26 protein-coding genes are annotated in these 25,783 nt (G+C 70.5%); 9 read left to right on the plus strand and 17 right to left on the minus strand.

The genetic code is table 11. The features are described from left to right. Positions 1-98: 98 nt before the first annotated feature. The 4 genes from QSK26_RS27825 to QSK26_RS27840 all read right to left on the minus strand — a co-directional run bounded on the left by QSK26_RS27825 (position 99) and on the right by QSK26_RS27840 (position 4,795). A complete protein-coding gene (locus QSK26_RS27825) occupies positions 99-1,052 on the minus strand; it encodes a C40 family peptidase (RefSeq protein ID WP_285778230.1) in 954 nt (317 codons plus the stop codon). Positions 1,053-1,425: 373 nt separating this feature from the next. Continuing rightward, positions 1,426-2,742: an NYN domain-containing protein gene (locus QSK26_RS27830; RefSeq protein WP_285778231.1), complete on the minus strand. Its 1,317-nt coding sequence runs from the start codon at positions 2,740-2,742 to the stop codon at positions 1,426-1,428. Between the two features lie 197 nt (positions 2,743-2,939). Then, positions 2,940-3,605, minus strand: coding sequence for a response regulator (locus QSK26_RS27835; RefSeq protein ID WP_285778232.1), 666 nt, complete (start codon positions 3,603-3,605; stop codon positions 2,940-2,942). After that, positions 3,602-4,795: a sensor histidine kinase gene (locus tag QSK26_RS27840; protein ID WP_285778233.1), complete on the minus strand. Its 1,194-nt coding sequence runs from the start codon at positions 4,793-4,795 to the stop codon at positions 3,602-3,604. Before QSK26_RS27840 ends, QSK26_RS27835 begins: the two co-directional genes overlap by 4 nt. 328 nt (positions 4,796-5,123) lie before the next feature. Here QSK26_RS27840 and QSK26_RS27845 point away from each other — a divergent pair, with 328 nt between their 5' ends. Together QSK26_RS27845 and QSK26_RS27850 are read left to right on the plus strand one after the other, a co-directional pair. After that, positions 5,124-6,851 carry a DEDD exonuclease domain-containing protein gene (locus QSK26_RS27845; protein ID WP_285778234.1) on the plus strand — a complete coding sequence of 576 codons (1,728 nt, stop codon included), beginning with the start codon at positions 5,124-5,126 and terminating at the stop codon, positions 6,849-6,851. Positions 6,852-7,058: 207 nt separating this feature from the next. Next, positions 7,059-7,346, plus strand: coding sequence for an Lrp/AsnC family transcriptional regulator (locus QSK26_RS27850; protein WP_285778235.1), 288 nt, complete (start codon positions 7,059-7,061; stop codon positions 7,344-7,346). 90 nt (positions 7,347-7,436) lie between these two features. Here the strand turns inward: QSK26_RS27850 and trpD are convergent, their stop codons facing one another. Both trpD and QSK26_RS27860 read right to left on the minus strand, forming a co-directional pair. Next, entirely contained in the window at positions 7,437-8,483 is a 1,047-nt protein-coding gene (trpD, locus tag QSK26_RS27855; protein ID WP_285778236.1) for an anthranilate phosphoribosyltransferase, read from the minus strand. Positions 8,484-8,509: 26 nt separating this feature from the next. Then, on the minus strand, positions 8,510-8,908 hold the full coding sequence (locus QSK26_RS27860; protein WP_285778389.1) for a response regulator transcription factor: 399 nt from the start codon (positions 8,906-8,908) through the stop codon (positions 8,510-8,512). A gap of 226 nt (positions 8,909-9,134) precedes the next feature. Between QSK26_RS27860 and ctaE the strand changes: the two genes are divergently transcribed. The 4 genes from ctaE to qcrB are packed head-to-tail and all read left to right on the plus strand — an operon-like array spanning position 9,135 to position 13,339. Further along, on the plus strand, positions 9,135-9,752 hold the full coding sequence (ctaE, locus tag QSK26_RS27865) for an aa3-type cytochrome oxidase subunit III (protein WP_285778237.1): 618 nt from the start codon (positions 9,135-9,137) through the stop codon (positions 9,750-9,752). A 17-nt stretch (positions 9,753-9,769) separates the two neighbouring features. Continuing rightward, positions 9,770-10,588 carry a cytochrome bc1 complex diheme cytochrome c subunit gene (gene qcrC, locus QSK26_RS27870; protein WP_285778238.1) on the plus strand — a complete coding sequence of 273 codons (819 nt, stop codon included), beginning with the start codon at positions 9,770-9,772 and terminating at the stop codon, positions 10,586-10,588. Beyond that, complete coding sequence (gene qcrA / locus QSK26_RS27875) at positions 10,581-11,678, plus strand: cytochrome bc1 complex Rieske iron-sulfur subunit (RefSeq protein ID WP_285778239.1); 1,098 nt, start codon at positions 10,581-10,583, stop codon at positions 11,676-11,678. Before qcrC ends, qcrA begins: the two co-directional genes overlap by 8 nt. Next, a complete protein-coding gene (gene qcrB / locus QSK26_RS27880; RefSeq protein ID WP_285778240.1) occupies positions 11,675-13,339 on the plus strand; it encodes a cytochrome bc1 complex cytochrome b subunit in 1,665 nt (554 codons plus the stop codon). The genes qcrA and qcrB overlap by 4 nt, the downstream gene beginning before the upstream one ends. Before the next feature lie 138 nt (positions 13,340-13,477). On the opposite strand, the gene QSK26_RS27885 is transcribed toward qcrB, so the two are convergent. The 4 genes from QSK26_RS27885 to ctaC form a co-directional block, all read right to left on the minus strand. Next, positions 13,478-14,659 carry a L,D-transpeptidase gene (locus tag QSK26_RS27885; protein ID WP_285778241.1) on the minus strand — a complete coding sequence of 394 codons (1,182 nt, stop codon included), beginning with the start codon at positions 14,657-14,659 and terminating at the stop codon, positions 13,478-13,480. 189 nt (positions 14,660-14,848) lie between these two features. Next, on the minus strand, positions 14,849-15,244 hold the full coding sequence (locus QSK26_RS27890) for a cytochrome c oxidase subunit 4 (RefSeq protein WP_285778242.1): 396 nt from the start codon (positions 15,242-15,244) through the stop codon (positions 14,849-14,851). Further along, positions 15,241-16,908, minus strand: a complete 1,668-nt coding sequence (ctaD, locus tag QSK26_RS27895; protein WP_285778243.1) for an aa3-type cytochrome oxidase subunit I — start codon at positions 16,906-16,908, stop codon at positions 15,241-15,243. The genes QSK26_RS27890 and ctaD overlap by 4 nt, the downstream gene beginning before the upstream one ends. Then, a complete protein-coding gene (gene ctaC, locus QSK26_RS27900) occupies positions 16,905-17,768 on the minus strand; it encodes an aa3-type cytochrome oxidase subunit II (protein WP_502888753.1) in 864 nt (287 codons plus the stop codon). Before ctaC ends, ctaD begins: the two co-directional genes overlap by 4 nt. Before the next feature lie 76 nt (positions 17,769-17,844). Here ctaC and QSK26_RS27905 point away from each other — a divergent pair, with 76 nt between their 5' ends. Together QSK26_RS27905 and QSK26_RS27910 are read left to right on the plus strand one after the other, a co-directional pair. Then, positions 17,845-18,978, plus strand: coding sequence for a cysteine desulfurase family protein (locus QSK26_RS27905; RefSeq protein ID WP_285778245.1), 1,134 nt, complete (start codon positions 17,845-17,847; stop codon positions 18,976-18,978). Further along, complete coding sequence (locus QSK26_RS27910) at positions 18,979-19,248, plus strand: sulfurtransferase TusA family protein (protein WP_285778246.1); 270 nt, start codon at positions 18,979-18,981, stop codon at positions 19,246-19,248. Between the two features lie 85 nt (positions 19,249-19,333). On the opposite strand, the gene QSK26_RS27915 is transcribed toward QSK26_RS27910, so the two are convergent. Both QSK26_RS27915 and erpA read right to left on the minus strand, forming a co-directional pair. After that, a complete protein-coding gene (locus QSK26_RS27915) occupies positions 19,334-20,320 on the minus strand; it encodes a carbohydrate kinase family protein (protein ID WP_285778247.1) in 987 nt (328 codons plus the stop codon). A 112-nt stretch (positions 20,321-20,432) separates the two neighbouring features. Continuing rightward, complete coding sequence (gene erpA / locus QSK26_RS27920) at positions 20,433-20,786, minus strand: iron-sulfur cluster insertion protein ErpA (RefSeq protein WP_285778248.1); 354 nt, start codon at positions 20,784-20,786, stop codon at positions 20,433-20,435. A 215-nt stretch (positions 20,787-21,001) separates the two neighbouring features. On the opposite strand from erpA, the gene nadA reads away from it, so the two are divergent. Next, a complete protein-coding gene (nadA, locus tag QSK26_RS27925; protein WP_285778249.1) occupies positions 21,002-22,150 on the plus strand; it encodes a quinolinate synthase NadA in 1,149 nt (382 codons plus the stop codon). A gap of 17 nt (positions 22,151-22,167) precedes the next feature. On the opposite strand, the gene QSK26_RS27930 is transcribed toward nadA, so the two are convergent. The 5 genes from QSK26_RS27930 to QSK26_RS27950 all read right to left on the minus strand — a co-directional run bounded on the left by QSK26_RS27930 (position 22,168) and on the right by QSK26_RS27950 (position 25,650). Then, entirely contained in the window at positions 22,168-22,920 is a 753-nt protein-coding gene (locus QSK26_RS27930; RefSeq protein ID WP_285778250.1) for a maleylpyruvate isomerase family mycothiol-dependent enzyme, read from the minus strand. Between the two features lie 53 nt (positions 22,921-22,973). Continuing rightward, positions 22,974-23,531, minus strand: coding sequence for a PspA-associated protein PspAB (gene pspAB / locus QSK26_RS27935; RefSeq protein ID WP_285778251.1), 558 nt, complete (start codon positions 23,529-23,531; stop codon positions 22,974-22,976). Between the two features lie 137 nt (positions 23,532-23,668). Beyond that, positions 23,669-24,571 carry a zinc metalloprotease HtpX gene (htpX, locus tag QSK26_RS27940; protein ID WP_285778252.1) on the minus strand — a complete coding sequence of 301 codons (903 nt, stop codon included), beginning with the start codon at positions 24,569-24,571 and terminating at the stop codon, positions 23,669-23,671. Between the two features lie 9 nt (positions 24,572-24,580). Beyond that, positions 24,581-24,859, minus strand: coding sequence for a PspA-associated protein PspAA (gene pspAA / locus QSK26_RS27945; RefSeq protein ID WP_285778253.1), 279 nt, complete (start codon positions 24,857-24,859; stop codon positions 24,581-24,583). Next, entirely contained in the window at positions 24,856-25,650 is a 795-nt protein-coding gene (locus QSK26_RS27950) for a PspA/IM30 family protein (RefSeq protein ID WP_285778254.1), read from the minus strand. Before QSK26_RS27950 ends, pspAA begins: the two co-directional genes overlap by 4 nt. Positions 25,651-25,783: the final 133 nt, after the last annotated feature.

The raw sequence follows: 25,783 nt of genomic DNA on the forward strand, positions 1-25,783 counted from the left end.
CGGGCCGCGCACAGGACCGGACAGCGCTCACCGCCGGGGAGAGGACCGCGACGGCGCTCCGCACCGCCGGGGGCGCCGGGCGAGGGACTACGGGCGGACTACGGGCGGACGGCGCCGACCAGGCTGCCGCGGCCGTAGGCGTCGAGGCTCGTCACCTTGACCACGTCGCCGGTCTGCGGGGCGTGCACCATGTTGCCGCCGCCCGCGTAGATGCCGACGTGCCCGAGGCCGTTGCTGAAGATGAGGTCGCCGGGCTGGAGGTCGTCCAGGGACACCCGGCGCTGCGCGCCCCAGCTCCACTGCTCCCACGTGGTCCGCGGGAGGGACACGCCCGCCGCCCGCCAGGCCGCCTGGGTGAGCCCGGAGCAGTCCCAGCCGCCGGGGCCGGTGCCGCCGAAGACGTAGGGCTTGCCGATCTGGGCGTAGGCGAACTGGAGCACGGACCGGCCGTTCCCGGAGGCCGCGCCGGTGTACTTCTGCCCCGCGCTGTTGGGGTTGCCCGTCTGGTAGGTGCCGAGACGGCGCAGCAGCTTGGTCTGCTCCTTCACCAGGCGCTCCACCGTGGACTTCTGCTTGCGCACGTCGCCGAGCACCTCGTCGGCCTCGCCGTACGCGGTCTTGGCGGCGTCGCGCTGGCCGCGCAGGGTGCGGGTGGCCTCGTCGAACGCGTCCAGCGACCGGGAGCGCTCGGCGGAGAGCTGGCTCAGGGCGGCCAGGCCGCCGAGGGCCTCCTCCGGGTCCTCGCGGCCGATGAGACCCTGCCACGTCACCATGTCGCCGCCCTGGTAGGCGGTGCGCGCCATGCCGACCAGGTCGCGGCGCAGCCCCTCCACGGTGCTCTCCTGGCGCTTGAGCGAGCCGTTGAGCTGGTCGTACTTCTTCTTCGCCTTCTTGTACCGCTCGTTGGCGAGGTTGTAGCGGTCGACGACCTTGTCCGCCTGGTTGTTCAGCTTCGTGAGCTTGGCCCTGGCCTGGGCGAGGGTCGGCTGCGGATCGGCGGCCGCCCCGTCGATCGGCAGCAGCAGGACGGCGAGGACTAGCCCCGCGGCCATCGGCAACCGTCCACGCCTCACCGGCACGAACTCCTCCCAACGATCGGACCTGGGGCGAAATAGTACAGGTGACTCGGTGTTGACCTCACCTTTTCCGCGCTATTACCCTCACCATCACAAACCACCCCCGAACAGGGCAAAAGCCCCAGCAAACCCCTGACAGAACACCCGCGGAGCCGCAGGTTCGGCGGAGAGAAGGCGCGCGGGGTCAGCGCAGGCGACGCAGCGGCACCAGGCGGCGCGGGAGGGCACGCGAGGTCAGCGCGGGCGACGCGGCATCAGGCGACAGAGAAAGGCACGCAAGGGTCGGCGCAGGCGACGGCAGCATGAGCAGGCGGGGTCAGCGCAGGCGGCGCGGGAAGCCAGGCGGGGGTCAGCGCAGGCGGCGCAGGAGAAGGGACGAGGGGACCGGACGGGCGCCCATCCTGCGGACCGTCTCGGCCACCTCCCGGTCGGAGGAGACCACCGCGACGGCCCGGCCGACCGGCTCGGCCCGGACGAGCTGCCTGATCAGGTCGTCGGCGATCTGGCCGGGCGCGCTGAACATCACCCGCACCCCGCGCGGCGCGGTGACCTGCACCGGACCGTTGAGCTCCGCGCCGTCGAAGACGCAGGTCACCTCGACCCTGGTCTGGGCCACCAGGCCGCCCAGCCCGGTCATCAGCCGGTTGCGCTGGTCGGCCAGGGTGAGGGTGCCGTAACCGGTCTTCGTGACGTTGTACCCGTCCACGATCAGGTGCACCTGCGGCACCGCGAGCAACTGGTCGAGCAGCGCGGGATCGTCGTCGGCGAGCGCGCGGGCGGGCACGGCGCGCACGCCGGGCCGATCGGGGGCGACCGCGGTGACCGTGTCCGCCGGCCGGCTGATCGTGGAGGGCAGCGCGAGCTCCCTGCGCAGCCCGGCGGCGGCGTCCTGCAACGCGTCGAGCAGCAGCCGCACCCGGGCGTCCTCGACGCTGCGCCCCTCGCGCGCCGCCCGGCGGGCGGCCTCGATCTGCCGCTCGGCGTCGGCGAGACGCTCCTTGGTCCGGCGCAGCTCGGCCTCCTGCGCGCCGCCGGCGGCGGCGAGGGCGCCCCGCGCCTCCTCGGCCGCGACGGCCATCTCAACGGCCCGCGCCTCGGCGGACCTGGCCCGCTCCCTGGCGTCGTGCAGCTTGCGCCGCAGGTCGGCGTTCTCCCCGCGGGCGGCCTTGAGCTGCTCGCGCAGCCGCTCGGCCTCCTCCTTTGCGGTGCTCTTCTGGGCGGCGAGCTGCTCGCGCAGCCGCGTCGCCGTCTGCTCGTGGGCGTTGCCCTTCGCGGTGGCGGCCGAACGCTCCAGGTCGGCGCGCGCGACCTCCACCATCTCCGGCCAGCCGGGCGGACGGGTGAGATAGGCCGCGGCGGCCACCAGCACCGGCTCGGCCGCGGGCGGCACGTTGCCCTCAGCGAGGCTCGCGACCAGCTCCGGCCACCCGGCCGAGATCGTCTCCGCGACCGCCTCCCGGAACTCCTTGTCGGTCTCCAGCTGGGCCGCGATCGGAGTGCCGCCGAGTTTGGCCCGCTTGCGCGGGTCGAACTTGGCGATCCCGCGCAGCGGCGGCGGAATCAGCGCGGGCGGCATCGTGCCGAGGACCTGCGCCGCGAGGTCCACGACGTGTAACCTGACCTGCTCGGGCAGCGGACGAGCCAAGCCCTCTCCGGCCGAACTCATCCCCATCTTCCTCTCAGCCCTTTGACGCCTTCCGAAACTCGTCTATCAGACAAGGGTACGGCTGCCGCAACCCTGTATTCGCCCCTCGCCCCGGTTGACGACCGCTGAACAAGCGCTTGGCGGAAGAAATCGCGGCCCGCGGACCGCCCAACACAAGATCATCCCAGCCCAGCGGCCACGCGGACGGCCCGCCCGGCTCAGGCGAGGTGGCCCGCGTCGTGCACGGCCAGCGCGATCTGCACGCGGTTGTTGAGCTCCATCTTGGTCAGCGCGCGGGACACATGCGCCTTGACGGTGGCGACGCTCATGAAGAGCTCGGCGGCTATCTCGGCGTTGGAGGCGCCCCGGCCCACCGCCAGCGCCACCTCGCGCTCCCGGTCGCTGAGCCGGTCGAGCAGCCTCCGCGCCCGCCCCCTGCGATCCTCGATCCGCGGGTCCGCGATGTGCGAGATGAGCTGCCGGGTCACCGCGGGCGACAGGATGGGCTCCCCGGCGGCGACCCTGCGGATCGCGGCGAGCAGTTCCTCGGGCGGGGTGTCCTTCAGCAGGAACCCCGCCGCGCCCGCGCGCAGGGCGCGCAGCACGTGCGCGTCGGCGTGGAAGGTGGTCAGGATGACGACCTCCGGCGGACGCGGGCCCGAGCGCAGCCGCTCGGTCGCGGCCAGGCCGTCCAGCCTGGGCATCCTGATGTCCATCAGCACCACGTCGGGCCGCCGCTCGGCCACCAGCGCGGGCACCTCGTCACCGTCGGCGGCCTCCCCCACCAGCCGGACGTCTGCGGTGCCGCCGAGGATCAGGGACAGCCCGGCGCGCACCAGGGCGTCGTCGTCCACGATCAGGACGCCGATCGGATCGCTGCTCATGCCGGCCACGGTAACCAGGCGCGCAGCACGAAGTCACCGTCCGCGCCGATCAGCTGCTCGAACCGGCCGCCGGCCAGCCCCACCCGCTCGGCCAGCCCGATCAGGCCGTTGCCGCCGCCGGGCACAACCGCGCCGGGCCGGCCCGCCGTACGGACCGGGTTGCGGATCTCCAGCGTGAGCCCGTCGCCGGGGGAGCCGTCCACCGTGAGCCGCACCCGCGCGTCGGGCGCGTGCTTGCGCGCGTTGGTCAGTCCCTCCTGGGCGAGGCGGTAGACCGTACGGCCCAGCCCGTCCGGCGCGGCCGCCGCGTCGGCGGGTCCCAGGCGGAAGTCGATGTCCATGCCCGCCCTCCTGGACTCCTCGACCAGGCCGGGCAGGTCGGCGAGGGTCGGCTGCGGCGGCCCGGGGACGGCGTCCTCCTCGTCGCGCCGCAGCACGCCGATCACCTCGCGCAGATCCTCCAGCGCCTGGTGGGCGGCGGTCCTGATCGAGCCGGCGACCTTGGCCACCTCCTCCCGCGGCAGGTCGGCGCGGAACGCCAGCGCCCCGGCGTGCAGGCTGAGCAGGGAGAGCCGGTGGGCGAGGACGTCGTGCATCTCCCTGGCGATGCGCTCCCGCTCCAGCCGCCGCGCGTCCCGCGCCGCCTCCCCCGCCCGGTCCCGCAGCGAGAGCACGAGCTGCCGCTGGGCCCGCACGAACATCCCCCACGCGATCATCGCGAGATACAGCGCCGACCCGACGATCACGATCCCCCAGAATCCGAAGGCCGGGTCCGGCCGCAGCGTCGCGTAGGGCAGCGTGCTCACCAGGGCGAGCCCGCCGGCCATCGCGGCGTACCTGAACGGCCGGTGCACCGCCACGGTGAAGACCGCCACCAGCGTCGGCCCCGACACCAGCAGCGAGAACGTCGACAGCACGCAGAGCATGAGCGTCAGCCCGACCGGCCACCGCCTGCGCAGCCACACCGCGGCGCACGCCCCGGTGCCGACCACCACCTCCAGCACGATGAGGGGCTGGGGCACCCCGTCGGCCTGCATCATGAGCACGAACATCGCCGCGCTCGCGCACGACAGCAGGAACATCCCCCCGTCGGCCGCCCAGTCCCGCGCCGAGCGCGACCTTCTCCCCTGCCGCGCCTCCTCCGCCGTCCCGATCAGCACCGACGGCAGCAGCCACCGATATTCCGTCACGTCCCCCAACGCTAGGCCGTCGCCGCCCGCTCCGACACCGACCAAAGTAGCCGACCATGACGATCTCCAGTGACCACCGCGGACGGGACCGGCCCCCGTGGTCGACGGAGAAGAGGGCACGGGGGCCGCGGAGGGCGTGGATGGGCGAGCCGGTGCCGTCCTGTCGTTCACCCGGCTGCCGGAAGGAGGACCGCGAGGTGATCTCGGGCCGGCGCCGGAGATCCGCTGCCGCGCGGGATCCGGCTGGAACGGCTCGGGGAGGGCCGGGGGCGGACATCGGCGGGGGGCCGGGTGGTTTATGTCGGTGGCGGCTTCTATGGTCTTGGTCGTGGAGATCGCGGTGCAGGGCGCTCTGGACGAGCTGGGCACGCCGCTCAGCCAGGTGACGTTCGTCGTGTTCGACCTGGAGACGACCGGCGGCTCGGCGGCGGAGCACACGATCACGGAGATCGGGGCCGTCAAGGTGCGCGGCGGGGAGCCGCTCGGCGAGTTCGCCACGCTGGTCGACCCGGGCGGGCCGATCCCGCCGTTCATCTCGGTCCTGACCGGCATCACCGACGCCATGGTGACGACCGCCCCGAGGATCGACTCGGTGCTGCCGTCGTTCCTGGAGTTCATCCGCGGCGCCACGCTGGTGGCCCACAACTCCCCGTTCGACATGGGGTTCATCAAGGCGGCCTGCGCCGCGCTCGGCTACCCGCCGCCGGCCAATCCGGTGGTCGACACCGCCGACCTCGCACGGCGCATGCTCACCCGCGACGAGGTGCCCAACTGCAAGCTGGGCACGCTCGCCAGGTTCTTCCGCAGCTCCACCGAGCCCTGCCACCGGGCGCTCGCCGACGCCAAGGCGACCTCCGACGTGCTGCACGCGCTGCTGGAGCGGGCCGGTTCGCTCGGCGTGGCCACCCTGGAGGAGCTGAAGAGCTTCGTCCGCACCCCCACCCCCGAGCAGCAGCGCAAGCGCCATTTGGCCGACGCCGTGCCCGGCACCCCGGGGGTCTACGTCTTCGAGGACCAGCGCGGCGAGGCGCTCTACGTCGGAAAGAGCGGCAACCTGCGGGTCCGCGTGCGCAGCTACTTCACGGCGAGCGAGACCCGGTCCAGGATCAGGGAGATGATCGGCGTCGCCGAGCGGGTGCGCACCATCGTCTGCGCCACCGGCCTGGAGGCCGAGGTGAGGGAGCTGCGCCTCATCGCGGGGACGAAACCCCGGTACAACCGCAGGTCCCGCTTCCCGGAGAAGGCGGTGTGGCTCAAGCTCACCGACGAGCCCTTCCCCCGGTTGTCCATCGTCCGCGAGGTCCGCCCCGACCAGGCGTCCTACCTGGGCCCGTTCTCCAGCAGCCGCACCGCGGAGGACGCGAAGGCGGCCCTGCACGAGGCCATCCCGCTGCGGCAGTGCACCGAGCGGCTCACCCCGCGGCACACCCGGCGGGCCTGCGCGCTCGCCGAGATCGGCCGCTGCGGCGCGCCCTGCGAGGGCAGGGAGAGCCCCGCCGACTACACGCTGCACGTGGCGAGCGCGCGGCGCGCGATGGAACACGACGCGAGCGTGGTGTTCTCCGCGATGGAGGCGCGGATGGAGCGGCTGTCGGTCGAGCAGCGCTACGAGGAGGCCGCCGCCGACCGCGACCGCCTGGCCGCCTACGTGCGCACGGCCGCGCGCATGCAGCGCCTCCAGGCGCTGACCGGCATCCCGCAGCTCGTCGCGGCCAGCCCGGCGTTCGACGGCGGCTGGGACATCCACGTGATCAGGTACGGCAGGCTGGCCGCGGCGGGAGTGATGCCCAGGGGCGCCCATCCCACCCCTTACGTGGAAGCCCTGGTCGCCACCGCGGAGACCGTGGTCCCCGGCCCCGGCCCCACCCCGGCCGCCAGCGCCGAGGAGACCGAGTGCATCCTGCGCTGGCTGGAGTCACCCGGCGTCCGCCTGGTCCAGGTCGAGGGCGGCTGGAGCCTCCCCGCCCACGGCGCCGGCCGCCTCAAGGCCCGCATCGACCGCGCCTACCAGGCCATCGAGGCCCGCAGCCCACGCGAGGGCCGCCCACTGTCCTGAGCACGACGCGCCGCCGTGGGCCGCAAAACGCGGAAGGTCTCCTGCGCCAACTCGCGAGCGCACGTCCGCGCCGGTGGACCTCCCGCGTCCGTCCAGGGAGTGTCCGGACGTGGGATGAGCTGTCCCGATCTGCGCCGCGATAGGGTTGGCCGAGGTTTTGCCGGACGCCTCCCCGATGCCGTGGAGGTAAGCCCCTGAGGAGGACCCGTGGTCACCGCGATCGTGCACGTCAAGGCGGAGGTCGACCGGATCACCGAGGTCGCCCAGATGATCGCCGGGATCGACGGCGTGAGCGAGGTCTACTCGATCACCGGGGAGTACGACCTGCTGGCGATGGTCCGGGTGCCCGCCTACGAGCAGGTGGCCGAGGTGATCCCCGGCCGGGTGAACAAGGTGCCGGGCGTGCTGCACACCGAGACGCACATCGCGTTCCGCACCTATTCCAAGCACGACCTCGACGCGGCCTTCTCGATCGGCCTGAACGAGGGCGACTGACCCGACCGGCGCAGCCACGGCTGCGCGCGGTCAGGGACTGCGCGGTCAGGGACTGCGCGGTCAGGGACTGCGCGGTCAGGGACTGCGCGGTCAGGGGCGGTGCAGGGTGTTGCTGAGCTCGATCCAGTGGTCCAGGGTCGCGGACGCCCGGCCCGAGTCGATCGCGGTGACCGCCCTGGCGTAGGCATCGGTCATGGCGGCGTCGAGGTCCTCCCCCGGGCCGTCTGCCGCGACCAGGCCGGCGGCGGCGTTGAGCAGCACGGCGTCGCGGATCGGGCCGGTCTTGCCGGCGACCAGGTCGCGGACGGCCTGGCCGTTGAAGACGGCGTCGCCGCCGCGCAGCGCGTCGACCGGCGACCTGGGGATGCCGAGGACGGCCGGGTCGAAGGTGGTCTGCGTGGCGGTGCCGTCACGCACGATCCAGACGGTCGAGGTGGTGGCGATGGTGAGCTCGTCGAGCCCGTCGTCGCCGCGGAAGACCAGGGCCGAGACCCCGCGCTCGGCGAAGACGCCCGCGACGATGGGCAGCATCCGCGCGTCGAACACGCCGATGGCCTGCGCGGTCGGCCGGGCGGGGTTGGTGAGCGGGCCGAGGAAGTTGAACACGGTCGGCACGCCGAGCTCCTTGCGCGGCGGGCCGGCGAAGCGCAGCGCCGGGTGGTAGAGCGGCGCGAAGCAGAAGGCGATGCCCGCCTCGGCGGCGACCCGGGCGGTCTGCGCGGGGGTGAGCTCCAGCACGACGCCGAGGTGCTCCAGCACGTCGGCGGCGCCGCAGGACGAGGAGGCCGCGCGGTTGCCGTGCTTGACCACCCGCGCGCCCGCCGCCGCGGCGACGATGGCTGCCATGGTGGAGACGTTGACGGTGTGGGCGCGGTCGCCGCCGGTGCCCACGATGTCGACCACCGGGCCGTCCACCCGGAGCGGGGTCGAGAGGTCCAGCATCACCCTGGCCAGCCCGGCGACCTCGGCGACCGTCTCGCCCTTGGCGCGCAACGCCACGGCGAACCCGGCGATCTGGGCGGGGGTGGCCGCGCCCGTCATGATCTCGTGCATCGCCCAGGCGGTCTCGTCGGCGCTCAGGTGCTCTCCCGCGAGCATGGCTGACAACAACGCGGGCCAGGTGTTGCGCGCGTCCATGAGCTACTCCAGGGGTCGGCGACCGGCTAGTGGGCGGTGAGTCGGTTGGCGCCGCGCCGCCGCATGAGATCGGCGATGGTGTCGGCCAGCAGGACCGGGTCGAGCGGCTGCGCGACGACGGCGTCGGCCCTGGACCAGGTGGCGAGCCAGCGGTCGTCGCGGCGGGCGACGAGCAGGCAGATGGGCGGGCAGTCGTAGACCTCGTCCTTGGCCTGGCGTGCGACGCCCATGCCGCCCGCGGGCTGGGCCTCGCCGTCGAGCACGGCCACGTCGATCTCACCGGAGTCGAGGTGCTGGACGACCTTGGGCTGGGTCGCGCACTCCACGATCTCCACGAAGGGGACGTCGGCGGCGGGGCGGCGGCCGATGGCCAGCCGCACCTTCTCCCGCGTGGCGGCGTCGTCGCTGTAGACGAGGACCCTCATCTTGTCATCGGTGCCCAAGTCGCTGCTCAAGGTCGTGCTCGCTCTCGCTTCGGTGCCGCGTCGGCGCCAAGAGGTATGGTCAATCATGGATGCTACCGGTCGGGTGGCGCGGAGACCCAGGCTGGACGCCCCCACGGCCGGGATTGACCGTTTTCGCACCTATTGAGGCGACCCTGACACCCCTATCGGGGGGTCGTGCGGCGACCCGGCCACCGAAGCCGCAATAATGCTGCCCGTGGCGACAGCATCCGCAGTAACAACGACGACGGCAGCACACCCGTCCCGCCGGCCCAACCTGGTCAGCGTCGGGACGATCGTGTGGCTGTCCTCTGAGCTCATGTTCTTCGCGGCGCTGTTCGCGATGTACTTCACCATCCGGTCAGTGAGCATCGGGCAGGGGCTGCCCTGGCCCGAGGCGCATCTGAACATCCCCTTCGCGACGGTCAACACGATCATCCTGGTCCTGTCCAGTGTGACTTGCCAGATGGGCGTGTGGGCGGCCGAGAAGGGCCAGGTCGGCAAGCTACGCTTCTGGTACCTCGTCAGCTTCCTCATGGGCGCGGTGTTCGTCGGCGGCCAGCTCTACGAGTACAGCGAGCTCGCGCACGAGGGCCACGTCCTCTCGCACTCGGCCTATGACTCGGTCTTCTATCTGACCACGGGCTTCCATGGCCTGCACGTGACCGGTGGCTTGATCGCGTTCCTGTTCATGCTGGGACGCACGTACGCCGCGAAGCGCTTCACGCATGAGCAGGCCACCAGCGCGATCGTTGTGTCCTATTACTGGCACTTCGTGGACGTCGTCTGGATCGGCCTTTTCGCGACCATCTACATCATTCATTAATGGGAACGGGGATCTCTGTGAATAGGATCACCGCTAGGCGGCGGCATCCCCTCGCGAGATACGCCGTCCTGCTTCTCGCTCTGGGGCTGGTCGGAGGGGCGTACACCACCTTCGTCCTGCCGCAGACCCAGAGCGCCGACGCGGCGGTGGCGTCGGGCAAGGCCGATGACGTCACGGAGGGCGCCAAGCTCTTCGCGGCTCACTGCTCCAGTTGCCACGGTCTCCAGGCGCAGGGCACCGAGAACGGCCCGACCCTGGTGGGCGTCGGCGCGGCCTCGGTGGACTTCCAGGTCAGCAGCGGGCGCATGCCGGCGGCCAACCCCGGCCCCCAGGTCCCGCGCAAGCCGCCGGCCGACTGGGTGACGCCCGACAAGATCAGGCAGCTCTCGGCTTACGTGCAGTCGCTCGGCGGGGGCCCCACGGTCCCCGGCAAGGAGCAGGTCGACCCGGCGCTGGGCGACCCCGCCAAGGGTGGCGAGCTCTTCCGCGCCAACTGCATCAGCTGCCACAACTGGGTGGGAGCGGGAGGCGCGCTCACGCAGGGCAAGTACGCCCCGAACCTGAACCAGTCGACGCCCGAGCAGATCTACGAGGCGATGATCACGGGCCCGCAGGCCATGCCCGTCTTCAACGACTCCACGATCACGCCCGAGCAGAAGCGTGACATGATCGCCTACATCGTCGGCGTCCGCGAGCAGACGGACCCGGGCGGCTTCGGCCTCGGGCGCATCGGTCCGGTCACCGAGGGCCTCGTGGCCTGGATCGTCGGCCTCAGCGCGCTCGCACTCGCCGCCATCTGGATCACCGCGAAGAAGCGACAGGCCAACCATGACTGACAACAACGACGACATCGAGCGGCCGGACGAGCGCGTTCCCAAGCGCGTCATCGGCACTCCGTCCGCCGCGGTCGAGACGACGCTGCTGGGCGAGCAGGAAAAGGTCGAGGAGGTCGCGGTCCCGGGCGTGAAGATGCCCGACCCGCAGCAGGCCCGCCGTGCCGAGCGCATCGCGGCCTTCTGCTTCCTGATCACCTTCCTGTCGGCGATCGGGTTCATCGCCTCCTACGTGGCCTTCCAGGTGCACACCCTGGACGCCACGCAGATCTCCAACCTCTCCCTCGGCGGCACGCTGGCCCTGGCCCTGCTGTCGCTGGCCACCGGCCTGGTGGTCTGGGTGCGCGGCGTCATGCCGAAGTACAGCCTCGTGCAGGAGCGCCACCCGATGGCCTCCGACGCGCCCACCAAGGACTACGTCTCCGAGACGTTCATCCAGGGCGCCAACGAGAGCGGGATCACCAAGCACCCGCTGCTGCGCCGTACGCTGCTGCTGGCGGCGGCGCCGCTGGGGCTCCTCCCGCTGGTGCTGCTCAAGGACCTCGGGCCGCTGCCCGAGACCAAGCTGCGGCACACCGTGTGGGACCCGAAGATCAACGGCGGCAAGCAGCTCCGCCTGGTCGTGGAGGGCACCGGCGAGCCGATCAGGGCCGCCGACTTCAACTCGCCCGGCGGCCTGCTGTCCGTCGTCCCCGAGGGCTACGAGCACGACCTGACCGCCCTCGCCAAGGCCACCGTGATCCTGCTCAACCTCCGCCCGGAGGAGCTCAAGAGCGGGATCAACCGGAACTGGATGCACAACGGGATCGTGGCCTACTCGAAGATCTGCACGCACGTCGGCTGCCCCGCGGCCCTCTACGAGCAGACCACCCACCACATCCTCTGCCCGTGCCACCAGTCCACCTTCGACGCCACGGACGGCGCGCGGGTCATCTTCGGCCCGGCGGCCCGGCCGCTGCCCCAGCTTCCGCTCGGCGTCGACTCCGAGGGTTACCTCATCGCGAAGGGCGACTTCCCGGTTCCGGTCGGCCCGAGCTTCTGGGAGCGTGGCGACGCCGAGGCCGAGGTCCGGAATCAGGGAGGCCACGCGTGACCATCGACAGTGTTCCCAAGCCCGTGGCCGGGGCGAGCGGTTTCATCGACGACCGGCTGGGCGCGGGCAACTTCCTGCGGCGCAACCTGCGCAAGGTCTTCCCTGACCACTGGTCGTTCCTGCTCGGCGAGATCGCGCTCTACTCGTTCGTCATCCTGCTGCTGACCGGTACGTTCCTGACGTTCTGGTTCAAGCCCAGCATGGGTCACGTCGTCTACGACGGCTCCTACGAGCCGCTCAAGGGCGTCCTGATGTCCGAGGCGTACGCCTCGTCGCTGCACATCAGCTTCGAGGTGCGCGGCGGCCTGCTGATGCGGCAGATCCACCACTGGGCGGCGTTGCTGTTCATCGGCGGCATGATGGTGCACATGCTCCGCGTGTTCTTCACCGGTGCATACCGCAAGCCGCGCGAGCTGAACTGGATCATCGGCGTCCTGCTGCTCACCCTGGCCCTCGCCGAGGGCCTGACCGGCTACTCGCTCCCGGACGACCTGCTGTCCGGCGCGGGTCTGCGGATCACCCAGGGTGTGGCGATCTCGCTGCCGCTCGTCGGGTCGTACGTCTCGTTCTTCCTGTTCGGCGGCGAGTATCCCGGCGAGGACGTCATCTCCCGGTTCTACACGCTGCACATCCTGCTGATCCCGGGCATCCTGCTGGCGCTGATCTCGGCCCACATGATCCTCATGTGGGTGCAGAAGCACACCCAGATGCCGGGCAAGGGCCGCACCAACGAGAACGTGGTGGGCGGGCCGTTCTACCCGTCCTTCATGATCAAGGCGGGCGCCTACTTCCTGTTCACCTTCGGCACGCTCGCCGGGCTCGGGGCCTTCGCCCAGATCAACCCGATCTGGCTGTTCGGTCCCTACACGCCGGCGGACATCTCGGCGGGTTCGCAGCCCGACTTCTACATGGGCTTCCTTGAGGGCGCCCTGCGGATCATGCCCGCGTGGGAGATCAACTTCCTGGGCTACACGCTGCCGCTGAGTGTGATCATCCCGGCCCTGGTGCCCATGGGCATCATCATGACGGGCCTGGCGTTGTATCCGTTCCTGGAACAGTGGGTCACCGGGGACCGGCGTGAGCACCACATCGCCGACCGCCCCCGCAACAACCCGCACCGCACCTCGATCGGCTTCGCGGCCATCACGTTCTACGGCATCCTGTGGCTGCTGGGCGCGAACGACGAGATCGCGGCCAACTTCCACCTGTCGCTCTTCCAGATCACCTGGGTCGGCCGCTTCGCCATCTTCCTCGGCCCGGCGCTGGCCTACATGATCACCTACCGGACCTGCCTGGGTCTCCAGCGCAAGGACGCGGAGGTGCTGAGCCACGGCGTGGAGTCGGGCGTCATCAAGCGCCTGCCGCACGGCGAGTTCATCGAGATCCACGTGCCCCCGGCGGAGGACATCGCCGCGCACATGCGGGGCAAGGAGCCGGTGCCGATGATCGCGGCCGGTCCGGACGACGGGGGCATCCCGCCGAAGGACCTGCGCAACCCGATCGGCCGCCTGCGCGCCAAGATGAGCCAGGCGTACGGCGGCGAGAAGATCCCGGTCGAGGACGGTCACGGCCACGACGGCCATGACGGTCACGAGCTCGGTCAGGGTGAGGACCACGCGGCCGTCGGCTCCGGCGGCGACAACCGGTCGATCTCGCACTGATCCGTCGCACGAGCGCGAAGCAGGGCCCCGGGACATCCGTCCCGGGGCCCTTCTCGTGTCCCGGGAGGCCCGCCCGCACCTGTCCGGCACCAGAGTGCCCGACGCCCGGCCGGGGGCCTCCTGGGGCCTCTCAGGCGCTCACGCGGTGGTCAGCGGGTCGGTGGTGAACCCGAAGCCCAGGCTGCTCCACTGGAGCCACTGCTTCCACGACTCCTGCCAGTGTCCCCAGCCGTTGAGCGGCTCCAGGGGACGCGGCGAGCCGGTGAGGATGATCGGGTCGCCGATCAGGGTGTTGTCGATGTACCACTTGGCGTTGTCCGGGCTGATGTTGACGCAGCCGTGGCTGACGTTGGAGTTGCCCTGGGAGCCGACCGACCAGGGCGCGCTGTGCACGTACTCGCCGCTGTTGGAGATCCGGATCGTGTTGTAGACGGTCAGTTGGTAGTACCCGGCCTGGCCGGGGCCGATGCCCGGGGACGTCATGACCGTGACCGGTTCCCGGGACATGGCCAGGTGGATGCCACTGGTGGTGTGATATTTCATGACACCGCCCTGGCCGGCGCTGAACGGGATGTTCCTGACCGTCCTGCCGTCCCGCTTCACGACCATGTGGTGGTTGTTGATGCTGCCGCTGGTGATCTGGGAACGCCCGATCTTGAAGTCCAGCGTGTGGTTCTTGGTGCCGTACATGCCCTCGCCGCCGCGGGCGCCGGCGAGGTTGGCGATGAGCCGCACCTTCGTGTTCGCCGGCCAGAACTTCTTGGGCCGGAAGTGCACCGTGCGGTCGTCGAACCAGTGCCAGGCCCCGTAGACCGGCTTGGACGTCTGGACGAGGAGGTTGCGCTCCACGCCGACCCGGTCCGTGATGTCGCGGTCGAAGCTGATCATGATGGGCATGCCCACGCCCACCTCCAGCCCCGTGTCGTTCTTGTGCGGGAGGATGTTCTTGACGGCGAAGTTCTTCGTCGCCCGCACCACGGTGAACGAGCTGGTCGTCTCGCCGCTCCTGCCCTCGCGGTTCGCCGCCACGGCCTTGACCGTGTACGTGGCGCCCGGCGTCGCGGTGCCGCGGCTGCGCCACTGGGTGCCGTCCACGCTCAGCACGCCGGGCAGCGCGCCGCCCGGGCCGGTCACGGTCACCTCGGACAGGGTGCCGTTCTGTACCGCTACGAGGACCGGCTGGTCCGGTGCGACGTTGCCGCTCCGGTCCGCCGGCGTGATGGTGACGGCGGCGTCCGGTGAGCTGGGCTCACCGCTCTTCCCCGCCGGCCTGGCGCCGTCCTCCCCCGAACAGGCGGCCAGCAGCGCCAGAGCCAGCAACCCAGTGCCCCCGACCGTTACCCGGATTGTGTGACCCACCGCACATTCCCCCCATCGGACCGATCAGGCCCACATTCTGAGGGGTTACTACCCATAGTCACCTTCGGACCACTTGTTGCACTTCATATCACTGGCAAAGAACGCCAAAGGGGCGGCCGGAAGAATCCGGCCGCCCCTTTCGAGCGAATCTCAGTGCGAGAAGTGTCCCCGGTAGTACTGGAACACGAAGCCGATCATGCTCATGACGATGGCGAAGACGCCGATCATGAACATCCACCAGCCGATCACGAAGCCGAGGAAGGCGAACGCCGCCGAGGCCGTGACGAACAGCGGCCACCAGCTGTGCGGGCTGAAGAACCCGATCTCACCGGCGCCGTCGCTGATCTCGCCCTGCTTGTCGTCCTCCGGCTGGTCGCCGATGCGGCGGGCCGTGAACACCAGGTAGTAGCCGATCATGAAGGCGAAGCCCACGGAGATGGCCATGGCCGTGGTGCCCACGGGCTCCTTCGACCAGAACCAGTAGACGACGTCCACCGCGGCGAAGAACAGGCCGCAGGCGAGGAACAACCAGCCCTGAACTTTCATTTGGTTCCTCCCAGCTCCTTCTTGGCGGAGACGTGCGGGTAGTGCAGGTCGAACGCCGGGCGCTCGGAGCGGATCCGGGGCAGCGAGGTGAAGTTGTGCCGCGGCGGCGGGCACGAGGTGGCCCACTCCAGGGAGCCGCCGAAGCCCCACGGGTCGTCCACGGTGACCTGCGGCGCCGTCTTGTGGGTCTTCCACACGTTCCACAGGAAGGGCAGCGTGGAGGCGCCGAGGAGGAAGGCGCCGATGGAGGACACCATGTTCAGGTCGGTGAAGCCGTCCAGCGGGCTGTAGTCCGCGTACCGGCGCGGGAAGCCGATCACGCCGAGCCAGTGCTGCACCAGGAAGGTGAGGTGGAAGCCGACGAACAGCGTCCAGAAGTGGAACTTGCCGAGCTTGTCGTCCAGCATCTTCCCGGTGAACTTCGGCCACCAGAAGTAGAAGCCGGCGAACATCGCGAAGACGACGGTGCCGAACACCACGTAGTGGAAGTGCGCCACCACGAAGTACGTGTCGCTGATGTGGAAGTCCAGCGGCGGCGAGGCCAGGATGACGCCGGTGAGACCGCCGAGCAGGAAGGTCACCAGGAAGCCGATGGAGAACAGCATCGGCGACTCGAACGTCAGGTGCCCGCGCCACATCGTGCCGATCCAGTTGAAGAACTTCACCCCGGTCGGCACCGCGATGAGGAACGTCATGAACGAGAAGAACGGCAGCAGCACCTGGCCGGTCGGGAACATGTGGTGCGCCCACACGGTGATCGACAGACCGGCGATGGCGATGGTCGCGCCGATGAGGCTGATGTAGCCGAACAGCGGCTTGCGGCTGAACACCGGCAGGATCTCGGTCACGATGCCGAAGAACGGCAGCGCGATGATGTAGACCTCCGGATGGCCGAAGAACCAGAACAGGTGCTGCCAGAGCAGCGCGCCTCCGGTCTCCGGATGGAAGATCTGCGCCCCGAGCTTGCGGTCGGCCTCCAGCGCGAGCAGCGCGGCGGCGAGCACCGGGAAGGCCATCAGCACCAGGATCGAGGTGAGCAGCACGTTCCAGGTGAAGATCGGCATGCGGAACATCGTCATGCCGGGCGCGCGCATGCAGATGATCGTGGTGATGAAGTTGACCGCGCCCAGGATGGTGCCCAGGCCGCTGAGGGCCAGGCCCATGATCCACAGGTCGCCGCCGACGCCCGGCGAGCTCACCACGTCCGACAGCGGCGTGTAGGCGAACCAGCCGAAGCTGGCCGCGCCGCCGGGGGTGAGGAAGCCGGACAGCGCGATCAGGCTGCCGAACAGGAACAGCCAGTAGCTGACCATGTTGAGCCGCGGGAAGGCGACGTCCGGCGCGCCGATCTGCAGCGGCATCAGCTCGTTGGCGAAGCCGGCGAACAGCGGCGTCGCGAACATGAGCAGCATCACCGTGCCGTGCATGGTGAACAGCTGGTTGAACTGCTCGTTGCTGGTGAACTGCAGGCCGGGCTGGGCGAGCTCGGCACGCATGATCAGCGCCATGACGCCGCCGATCAGGAAGAACGCGAAGGAGGTGATCAGGTACAGGTGACCGATCACCTTGTGGTCCGTCGAGCTGGCCCACTTGGCGATGATCGAGCCCTTGCGGGTCGCCGGGACCGCGACGGAATGACGGACTGGTTCGTTGATGGCGGTCACTGAGCACTCCCCGCCTGGGTGGCGATGTACTGGTCGAACTCGGCCTGCGGCACGAGCTTCACCCGGAACAGCATCCGGCTGTGGTCGACGCCGCACAGCTCGGCGCAGCGCCCGGCGTAGACGCCCTGCCGGTCCAGCGTGTCGATCTCGAAGGCGTTGTGCACGCCCGGGATGACGTCACGCTTGAACAGGAAGGCCGGCACCCAGAAGGAGTGGATGACGTCGGGCGACTCCAGGTCGAAGCGCACCTTCTTGCTCACCGGGAGCACCAGCTCGGGGGCCGGGTCCTGGCGGTAGTCGCTGGCCGGCGCGCCGGTGACCGTCACGGTCTTGCCCTGGTACTCCGTGGTGAAGCGCCAGCTCCACTGGAAGCCCTCGACCTTGACCTTCACGTCCGGGTTGGGGGACATCTTGTTGAGCTCGTTCTGGTCGCGCGCCGTGAAATAGAAGAAGACCGCGACCATGATGACCGGCACGACCGTGTAGAGGATCTCGATCGGCAGGTTGTACCGCACCTGGGGCGGCAGCTCCTGGTTCGAGAACCTCTTCTTACGGTGGAAGATGCAGGCCCAAGCGATCAAGCCCCACACGACGACACCGGTGGCGATCGCGGCGATCCAGGACCCGTTCCACAGGGTCTGGACGATCTCGCCCTGCCTCGTGACGGTCTCTGGCATGCCGCCACGTGACCACTCATCGGTACTGCACGCCGTCGCGGAGGCCAGCAGCAACGCCAAAGCGGCAGCACGTGGCACCCTGCGGCGGGCCAACGGACGCCGTGTCGTACGGCGGGTCGGACTCACGGATCGCCTACCCCACAGATGCAGCCCAGAAGTCGCTCCTGGGCGTGTCGTTGTCATATTCGAAACTCGGTCGGGGGACACATTAGCGGCGACCACCGTCGCCCCTCTTCGCAGCCCCCGTTAATGTCGCGATGTGGTCTACTTCGACGCGGCCTCGACCGAACCCCTGCATCCGCAGGCCAGAGCGGCTCTGCTGGCGGCACTGGACGTCGGCTGGGCGGACCCGGCGCGACTGTACGGATCCGCTCGCCGCGCGCGCCTGCTCCTTGAACAGGCACGCGCCGAGGTCGCCGAGGCGCTGGGCGCCCGCCCCGACGAGGTGTCGTTCACGACGTCGGGAACCCAGGCGGTGCACCTCGGTGTCCTCGGAACCCTACACGGACGACGCCGTACAGGACGGCATCTGGTGCTGAGCGCCGTGGAGCATTCCGCCGTGCTGCACGCCGCCGGCGTCCACGAGCGTGACGGGGGCGCCGTCTCGGCGGTCGGCGTCAGCCGTACCGGGGCGGTGCGGGTGGACGCGTTCGCCGAGGCCGTCGCGGTGCCCGGCACGGCGCTGGCCTGCCTGCAGACCGCCAACCACGAGGTGGGCACGTTGCAGCCGGTCGCCGAGGTCGCCGCGGCCTGCCGGGAGGCGGGCGTGCCGCTGCTGGTGGACGCGGCCCAGACGGCGGGGCGGCTGCCGTTGCCGGAGGGGTGGTCGGTGCTGACCGCGAGCGCGCACAAGTGGGGCGGCCCGCCCGGCGTGGGCGTGCTGGTGGTGCGCAAGGGCACGCGGTTCCGTTCGCCGCTGCCGGAGGACGAGCGGGAGGGGCGGCGGGTGCCGGGCTTCGAGAACGTCCCGGCGATCGTCGCCGCCGCGGCGGCCCTGCGGGCCGGCCTGGCCGAGGAGCACGAGCAGGAGCGGCTGTCCGCGCTGGTGGACCGGATCCGGCGGACGGTGCCGCGGGTGGTGCCGGACGTGGAGGTGATCGGCGAGGACGAGGACCGCGCGCCGCACATCGTGACCTTTTCGTGTCTCTACGTGGCGGGCGAGGCCCTGCTCACCGAGCTGGACAAGGCGGGATTCGCGGTGTCGTCGGGAAGTTCGTGCACGGCGAGTACGCTTCGACCATCGCACGTGCTGGAGGCGATGGGGGTGCTTACCCACGGGAACATCCGGGTATCGCTGCCGCGTGGGGCGTCCGCCGCCGATGTGGACCGCTTCCTGGAGGTCCTCCCCGGCATCGTGCGCCGAATCCGCCAGGAGGCAGGGGTGAGCTCTTAGATGCCGTACTCGGAGACAGCCCGCGAGGAGCAGCCTCGGACACCGTCGCTGACCATCGACGCCCTGGGCAAGAAGTGCCCCATCCCGATCATCTGGCTGGCCCAGCGGATCGGCGAGGTGCCGCTGAACGCGGTCGTGGCCGTCCTGGCCGACGATCCGGCGGCCTACACCGACGTGCCCGCCTGGTGCCGCCTGAAGTCCCACCCGCACGTCGGCACGTACGAACTGCCGGAGGGCGGCTGGTCCATCCACGTGCGCCGGAACTACTGAGTCCCCCGGACCGGTGTCCCGGCGGCCCCGGGGCGGCTGTCGCCGGCGTGCGCGGCAGGTGGCGCACGCCGGCGGTCCCGCGGCCTCAGGCGTGCGGGCAGCGGACGTACTCGGCCACCTCGGCCGCGGCGGCGGCGCCGTACGCGGCGCCGAACCGGTCGAGGAAGCCCCGCTGGGACAGCTCGTACTCCTGCGGTCCGACGCACTCCAGCGCGTGGGTGGCGAGGAGGTTGCCGAGCTGGCCGCAGCGCTCCAGCGGCATCCCCCAGGCGAGGCCGGACAGGAATCCGGCCCGGAACGCGTCGCCGACGCCGGTCGGGTCGGCCTTGCCCAGCTCGGGCGCGGGCGGGATCTCCAGCGCGAGCTCGCCCCTGCGGTCGATGCGGGCGCCCTTCGGGCCGAGTGTGGTCACCCTGACCTGCACCCGGCTCAGCACCTCCTCGTCCGACCAGCCGGTCTTCTGCTCGACCAGTGCCTTCTCGTAGTCGTTGGTGAACAGGTAAGCGGCGCCGTCGATGAGCCGGCGGATCTCCTCGCCGTTCATCCGGGCGAGCTGCTGGGAGGGGTCGGCGGCGAAGGGCAGGCCGCGGTGCCGGCACTCGTCGGTGTGCCGCATCATCGCGTCGGGGTCGTTGGGGCTGATCAGCACGAGGTCCAGGCCGCCGAACCGGTCGACGATCGGCTGCAGCTCGATCTCGCGGGCCTCGGCCATCGCCCCGGTGTAGAACGAGGCGATCTGGTTGTGGTCCTGGTCGGTGGTGCACAGGAAGCGGGCGGTGTGGTGCAGCTGGGAGACGTGCACCGACTGGCAGTCGACGCCGTGCCGCTCCAGCCAGGACCGGTAGTCCGCGAAGTCGTTGCCCACGGCGCCGACGAGGATCGGGTTGAGGCCGAGGCAGCCCATACCGAAGCTGATGTTGGTGGCGATACCGCCGCGCCGGATCTGCAGGTCGTCCACCAGGAAGGACAGGGACACCCGGTCGAGCTGATCGGCGATCAGCTGGTCGCTGAAACGGCCGGGGAAGGTCATCAGATGATCGGTCGCGATGGAGCCGGTGACGGCGATGCGCACGGGGTTCTTCTCCTCGTTGTCTGCATCTTCGGAAGAGGCGGTCACCCGGAATGCCGGGGACGCGCGAAGACCCCGCTCACCCTAGGGCAAGCGGGGTCCTCCCACGGCATCGTCAGTTGAACGAGTCGCCACAAGCACAGGAGCCCGTGGCGTTCGGGTTGTCGATCGTGAAGCCCTGCTTCTCGATCGTGTCGACGAAGTCGATGCTGGCGCCCATGAGATAGGGGGCGCTCATCCGGTCGGTGACGACACTCACGCCGCCGAAGTCCGACACGATGTCTCCGTCCATCGACCGGTCGTCGAAGAAGAGCTGGTAGCGAAGACCGGAGCAGCCGCCCGGCTGCACGGCCACGCGCAGCGCGAGACCTTCCTCGCCCTGCTGCTCGAGCAGGCTCTTGACCTTCGCGGCGGCCGCGTCGGTCAGGATCAGGCCCTGCTGAGTCGTCTCGCTGCTCTCTACCGTCATGTGCTGACTCCCGCGTCTATCAGCCCCCGAAGGCAGGCTGGCTGTTTGTGACGTCCTACTAAGACGCTACCAACACCTGCCAAGCCCTACACATTCCGCTGTACCGAATGTGTCGAATCCCGCTCGACGTCCTACCCGGGGGGGCCGGAATAAAGCGGGAGGCTCGCTGTGTCATCATTAATCGTCAGTTCGCCGATAAGGGGGGTGCGGTCGCGATGACCACCCACACGCTTCCACTCTTCGTCCTCGGCCACGGCGCGGATCCGCACAGCGAGCGCGGGGTCGACTGTCCCGGCGACCTGCCGCCCGCGTCCGATCCGGCGCTCGTCGAGCGCGCCCGCCGGGCCAAGGCGGCCCTCGGCGACCGGCTGTTCGTGCTCGGTCACCACTACCAGCGCGACGAGGTCATCCAGTTCGCGGACGTGACCGGCGACTCCTTCAAGCTGGCCCGCGAGGCGGCCGCCCGGCCGGAGGCGGAGTACATCGTCTTCTGCGGCGTGCACTTCATGGCCGAGTCGGCCGACATCCTGACCTCCGACGCGCAGAAGGTCGTGCTGCCGGACCTGGCGGCCGGCTGCTCGATGGCCGACATGGCCACCTTCGACCAGGTCGAGGAGTGCTGGGAGGCGCTCCAGGACGCGGGCGTCGCCGACCAGGTGGTGCCGATCACGTACATGAACTCCAGCGCCGACATCAAGGCGTTCTGCGGCAGGAACGGCGGTGCCGTGTGCACCTCCTCCAACGCCCGCCGCGCCCTGGAGTGGGCATTCTCACAGGGTGAGAAGGTGCTCTTCCTGCCCGACCAGCACCTCGGCCGCAACACGGCGGTCCTGGAGATGGGCCTCGACCTCGACGACTGCGTCGTCTACAACCCGCACCGGCCCAACGGCGGCCTCACCGACCAGCAGCTCCGCGACGCCAAGATGATCCTGTGGCGCGGGCACTGCTCGGTGCACGGCCGCTTCACCGCCGAGTCGGTGGACGACGTACGGCAACGCGTCCCCGGGGTGAACGTGCTCGTGCATCCCGAGTGCCGGCACGAGGTCGTGCTCAAGGCCGACCACGTGGGCTCGACGGAGTACATCATCAGGAAGCTGGCGGAGGCCCCCTCGGGTTCCTCCTGGGCCGTCGGCACCGAGCTCAACCTGGTCAAGCGGCTCGCCGGCGAGTTCCCGGACAAGAACGTCACGTTCCTGGACCGCACGGTGTGCTACTGCTCCACGATGAACCGCATCGACCTGCCGCACCTGGTGTGGGCGCTGGAGTCGCTGGCCGCCGGGCAGCTGGTCAACCAGATCACCGTGGACCCGGACACCACCCACTGGGCCAAGGTCGCGCTGGACCGCATGCTGGCCCTGCCGTAGCCCGCCCGCGCGGGCGTTCAGATGACCGCCCGCGCGAGCCACCACGCGAGCAGCCCGGCGTCGCCCTCCACCACGTGGTGCGACGCCGGCCGCCGCCCCCACACGAGCAGCAGCAGCTCGCCCGCGGTGGCCGTGCGCACGGTGACCGTGCCGGTCCGGCCGGAGGGTTCGTGTTCGAAGCCCTCCGGGGTCAGGGTGACCAGCCGGCCCGCCCCGGTGCCGGCCTGCCAGGAGATGGTCTCCCCGCTGCCGGTCAGCTCGCGCACGCCGTCGCGCCAGCGCACCCTCGGCACCAGGTCGAAGAACTCCGCGACGCCGTCCTCGGCCGTCTCCTCGTCGATCTCCGGGACCAGGCCGAGTGCGATCTCGGCGTCGGCCCGGTGCACGACGGTCTCGTGCAGCTGCCGCCGCGACCACCACCGCACGTGCCGGTCGGCGCCCCAGGCCCACATGGGCGTGCCGCCCTCCCTGCCCTCCAGCGCCCCGGACAGCAGCGGCGCCCCCTCGGCGAGCCAGACCGGGTAGGCGTCGCGACCCTCCGGGAGGCCCGGATCCAGCCCGGCCCGGTCCACGAACCTCTGCGCCAGGCCGTCCACCAGGTACGCGGCCCACCGGTGCACGCCGCCGGTGTGCGTGACCAGCTCGGCGAGGTCCCAGCCGGGACAGGTCGGCACGGGTGCCGTCAGGTCCCGGCCGGCCACGACCTCGGCCATGCGGGTGATCTCCTTCGCGGCGGCGCGGGTGTGCGCGGCATGGGTCCACCGGCTCACGGCTGCTCGTCCCCCTCCCGGCGGCCCCGCGGCACGCCGTAGGCAGCAGCGTCCTACAGGCCGGGGGCTCCCCACAACGGGAACCAGCGGGCGAGATCCTCTTCGATCCTCAGCTCGCCGTTCAGCGCGCCGCGCACCTGAAGCTCCAGGGCGTTGTCCCTGCGCTGCCCGCCACGGGGCGCGAAGGGGTAGAAGGTGCCCTGTTTGTACAGGTAGACCAGGGCGAGGCCGCCGCCCGCGGGATCGGCGAAGCAGACCAGCGAGCACAGCAGGGAGGGGCCGAACCCGGCGCCCTCCAGCGTGGTGTTGACACCGTGCAGCTCGGTGACCAGGTCGCCGAGGTCGCCGGGTGAGCGGGTGATCGTCAGCCAGGTGTAGCCGTAGGAGTCGGCCGACTCGGTGACGCCGGCGCCGACGAGCTCCTTGGCGTCGCGCTCCAGCGCGGAGAACGCGGCGCCCTCGGCCGCCCGGAAGCAGACGGAGCCGAGGCCGGTGGGCGTGAGGCCGGTGGCCGCCTCCAGCGTCACCGCCGCCGACGGCAGCGCGAAGAGCGCGTCGAGGTCGGGCTGCACGGGCCGCGTACGGCCGAGCAGCGCGTCAAGCCACCGCATCCCGCAGCCCCCGCGTCCCGGCCACTCGCGCCACGGCCGCCGTCGTCCCGGCCACCTGCGTCCCGGCCACCTGCGTCCCGCCCATCGGCGTCTCGCTCATCCGCCTTCCGATCACCGGGATCCCGGAGCCGCGCATGTCAGACGCCCCGGCCGAGCTGCGCGGAGATCGCGGACAGCTGGGCGAGCCGGCGCTCCAGCGGCGGGTGGGTGGACAGCAGGGTGGCGAGGCTCGTCCCCTTGGCCAGGGCGGGGGCGAAGAAGAAGGCGTTGAACGGCTCGGCCTCGCGCAGGTCGCGGGTCGGGATGCGGGCCATCTCGCCGCTGACCTTGGTGAGCGCGCCGGCGAGGGCGGAGGGGCGCTGGGTCAGCAGCGCGGCGGACCGGTCGGCGGCCAGCTCGCGGTAGCGGGACAGGGCGCGGGTCAGCAGGAAGCTCAGCGCGTAGACCAGGATCGAGGCGAGCAGGATGATCAGGCCGATCGGCGGGCCGCCCCGGTCGTCCCGGCTCCTGCCGAGCCCGGAGTAGAGCGCGAACCTCGTCATCAGCCCGGCCACGACCCCCAGGAACGAGGCGATCGTCATCACCGCGACGTCGCGGTGGGCGACGTGCGACATCTCGTGCGCGAGCACGCCTTCGAGCTCCTGCGGTTCGAGCCGCCGCAGGAGTCCGGTGGTCACGCAGACCACCGACTTCTTCTGGTTCCGGCCGGTGGCGAACGCGTTGGGTACGTCGGTGTCCGCGATCGCCACCCGCGGCTTGGGCATGTCGGCGAGCGCACACAGCCGGTCGATCACCCCGTGCAGCTCGGGCGCCTGCCGGGGCGAGACCTCCCGCGCGTGCATCGCGTACAACGCGATCCGGTCGGACGCGAAGTACTGCACCAGGAGCAGGCCCCCGGCCAGCACCAGCACGACGAGCGCGTGCACGCCCAACGCGACCAGCACCGCCACGAACGCCACATAAAGCAGGCCGAGCAGGAACAGGGTTATGACCATACGGCTGGTCAGGCCCCGGTCCGGGGCGAACCGGGTTCGACTCATAACCCCAGGTTAACCGGGTATCAGACCCTCGTCTCCCAGCATCCCCCGCACTTCCTCCATGGACGCGTCGGCCGGCGGCAGAATCAGCTCCGAAGGCTCCAGGCTGTCGTCCGGCAGCGCCTTCCCCACATGGCGGACCTTGTCGAGCAGGGCGTGCAACCGGACCCGGAAGGTCGGCTCGTCGCCCGCCTCGATCGCGGCCTCCAGCTCGCCGTCCAGCGAGTTGAGCACCTCGATGTCGGAGGGGGCCACCTCGATCTGGCCCTCACCCATGATCCGAATGATCATGCACCCTCCCCCGGCTGTCGATATTGCTGGGTGTGCGGGGCCTGCTGGCCCTGCTGGGGCTTGCCGGCCTCGATGGCGTCGCGCGGCGAGGGGCCCTGGCCGAGCTCGGCGCGCATCCGCTGGAGCTCCAGCTCGATGTCGTTGCCGGCGCCCATCCGGTCCAGCTCCGCCTGGATGTCGTCACGCTGGCCGGTGAAGTCCTCCAGCGCGCCGCTGGCGAGGAGCTCGTCGATCGCCCCCGCGCGCGCCTGCATCTGGGCGGTCTTGTCCTCGGCCCGCTGGATCGCCAGGCCCACGTCGCCCATCTCCTCGGAGATGCCGGAGAACGCCTCGTTGATCCGGGTCTGAGCCTCGGCGGCGGTATAAGTCGCCTTGATGGTCTCCTTCTTCGTACGGAAGGCGTCCACCTTGGCCTGAAGGCGGTGGGAAGCCGTGGTGAGCTTCTCCTCCTCCGCCTGAAGATTGTTGTGCTGCAATCGAAGGTCGGCGATCTGCCCCTGCAACCCGCTACGACGGGTCAGCGCCTCACGGGCGAGATCTTCACGGCCGGCCGCGAGCGCCTTGCGCCCCTGGTCCTCAAGACGGTTGGTCTGCTGCTCCAGCTGGTTGATCTGGAGCTCGACCCGCTTGCGCGACGTGGCCACGTCCGCCACGCCCCTGCGCACCTTCTGCAGCAGCTCAAGCTGCCGCTGATAGGAGTAGTCAAGGGTCTCGCGCGGATCCTCCATCTTGTCCAGGGCCTTGTTGGCCTTGGACTTGAAGATCATAGAAAGTCTCTTCATCACGCTCATGCGCGTCGGCCGTCCCCTTCTTAGGTTGTGCTTCGGGTCTCCCCAGTCGTACCGCCCCCAATGGAGCCGCCTTGGGATTACCCTACGCATAACGCGCGGGGGCGTCATTAAGTTGCAGTCCCGGTAGGCTGAA

It is taken from the genome of Microtetraspora sp. NBRC 13810 (genome assembly GCF_030268685.1).
Classification (GTDB): domain Bacteria; phylum Actinomycetota; class Actinomycetes; order Streptosporangiales; family Streptosporangiaceae; genus BSRQ01.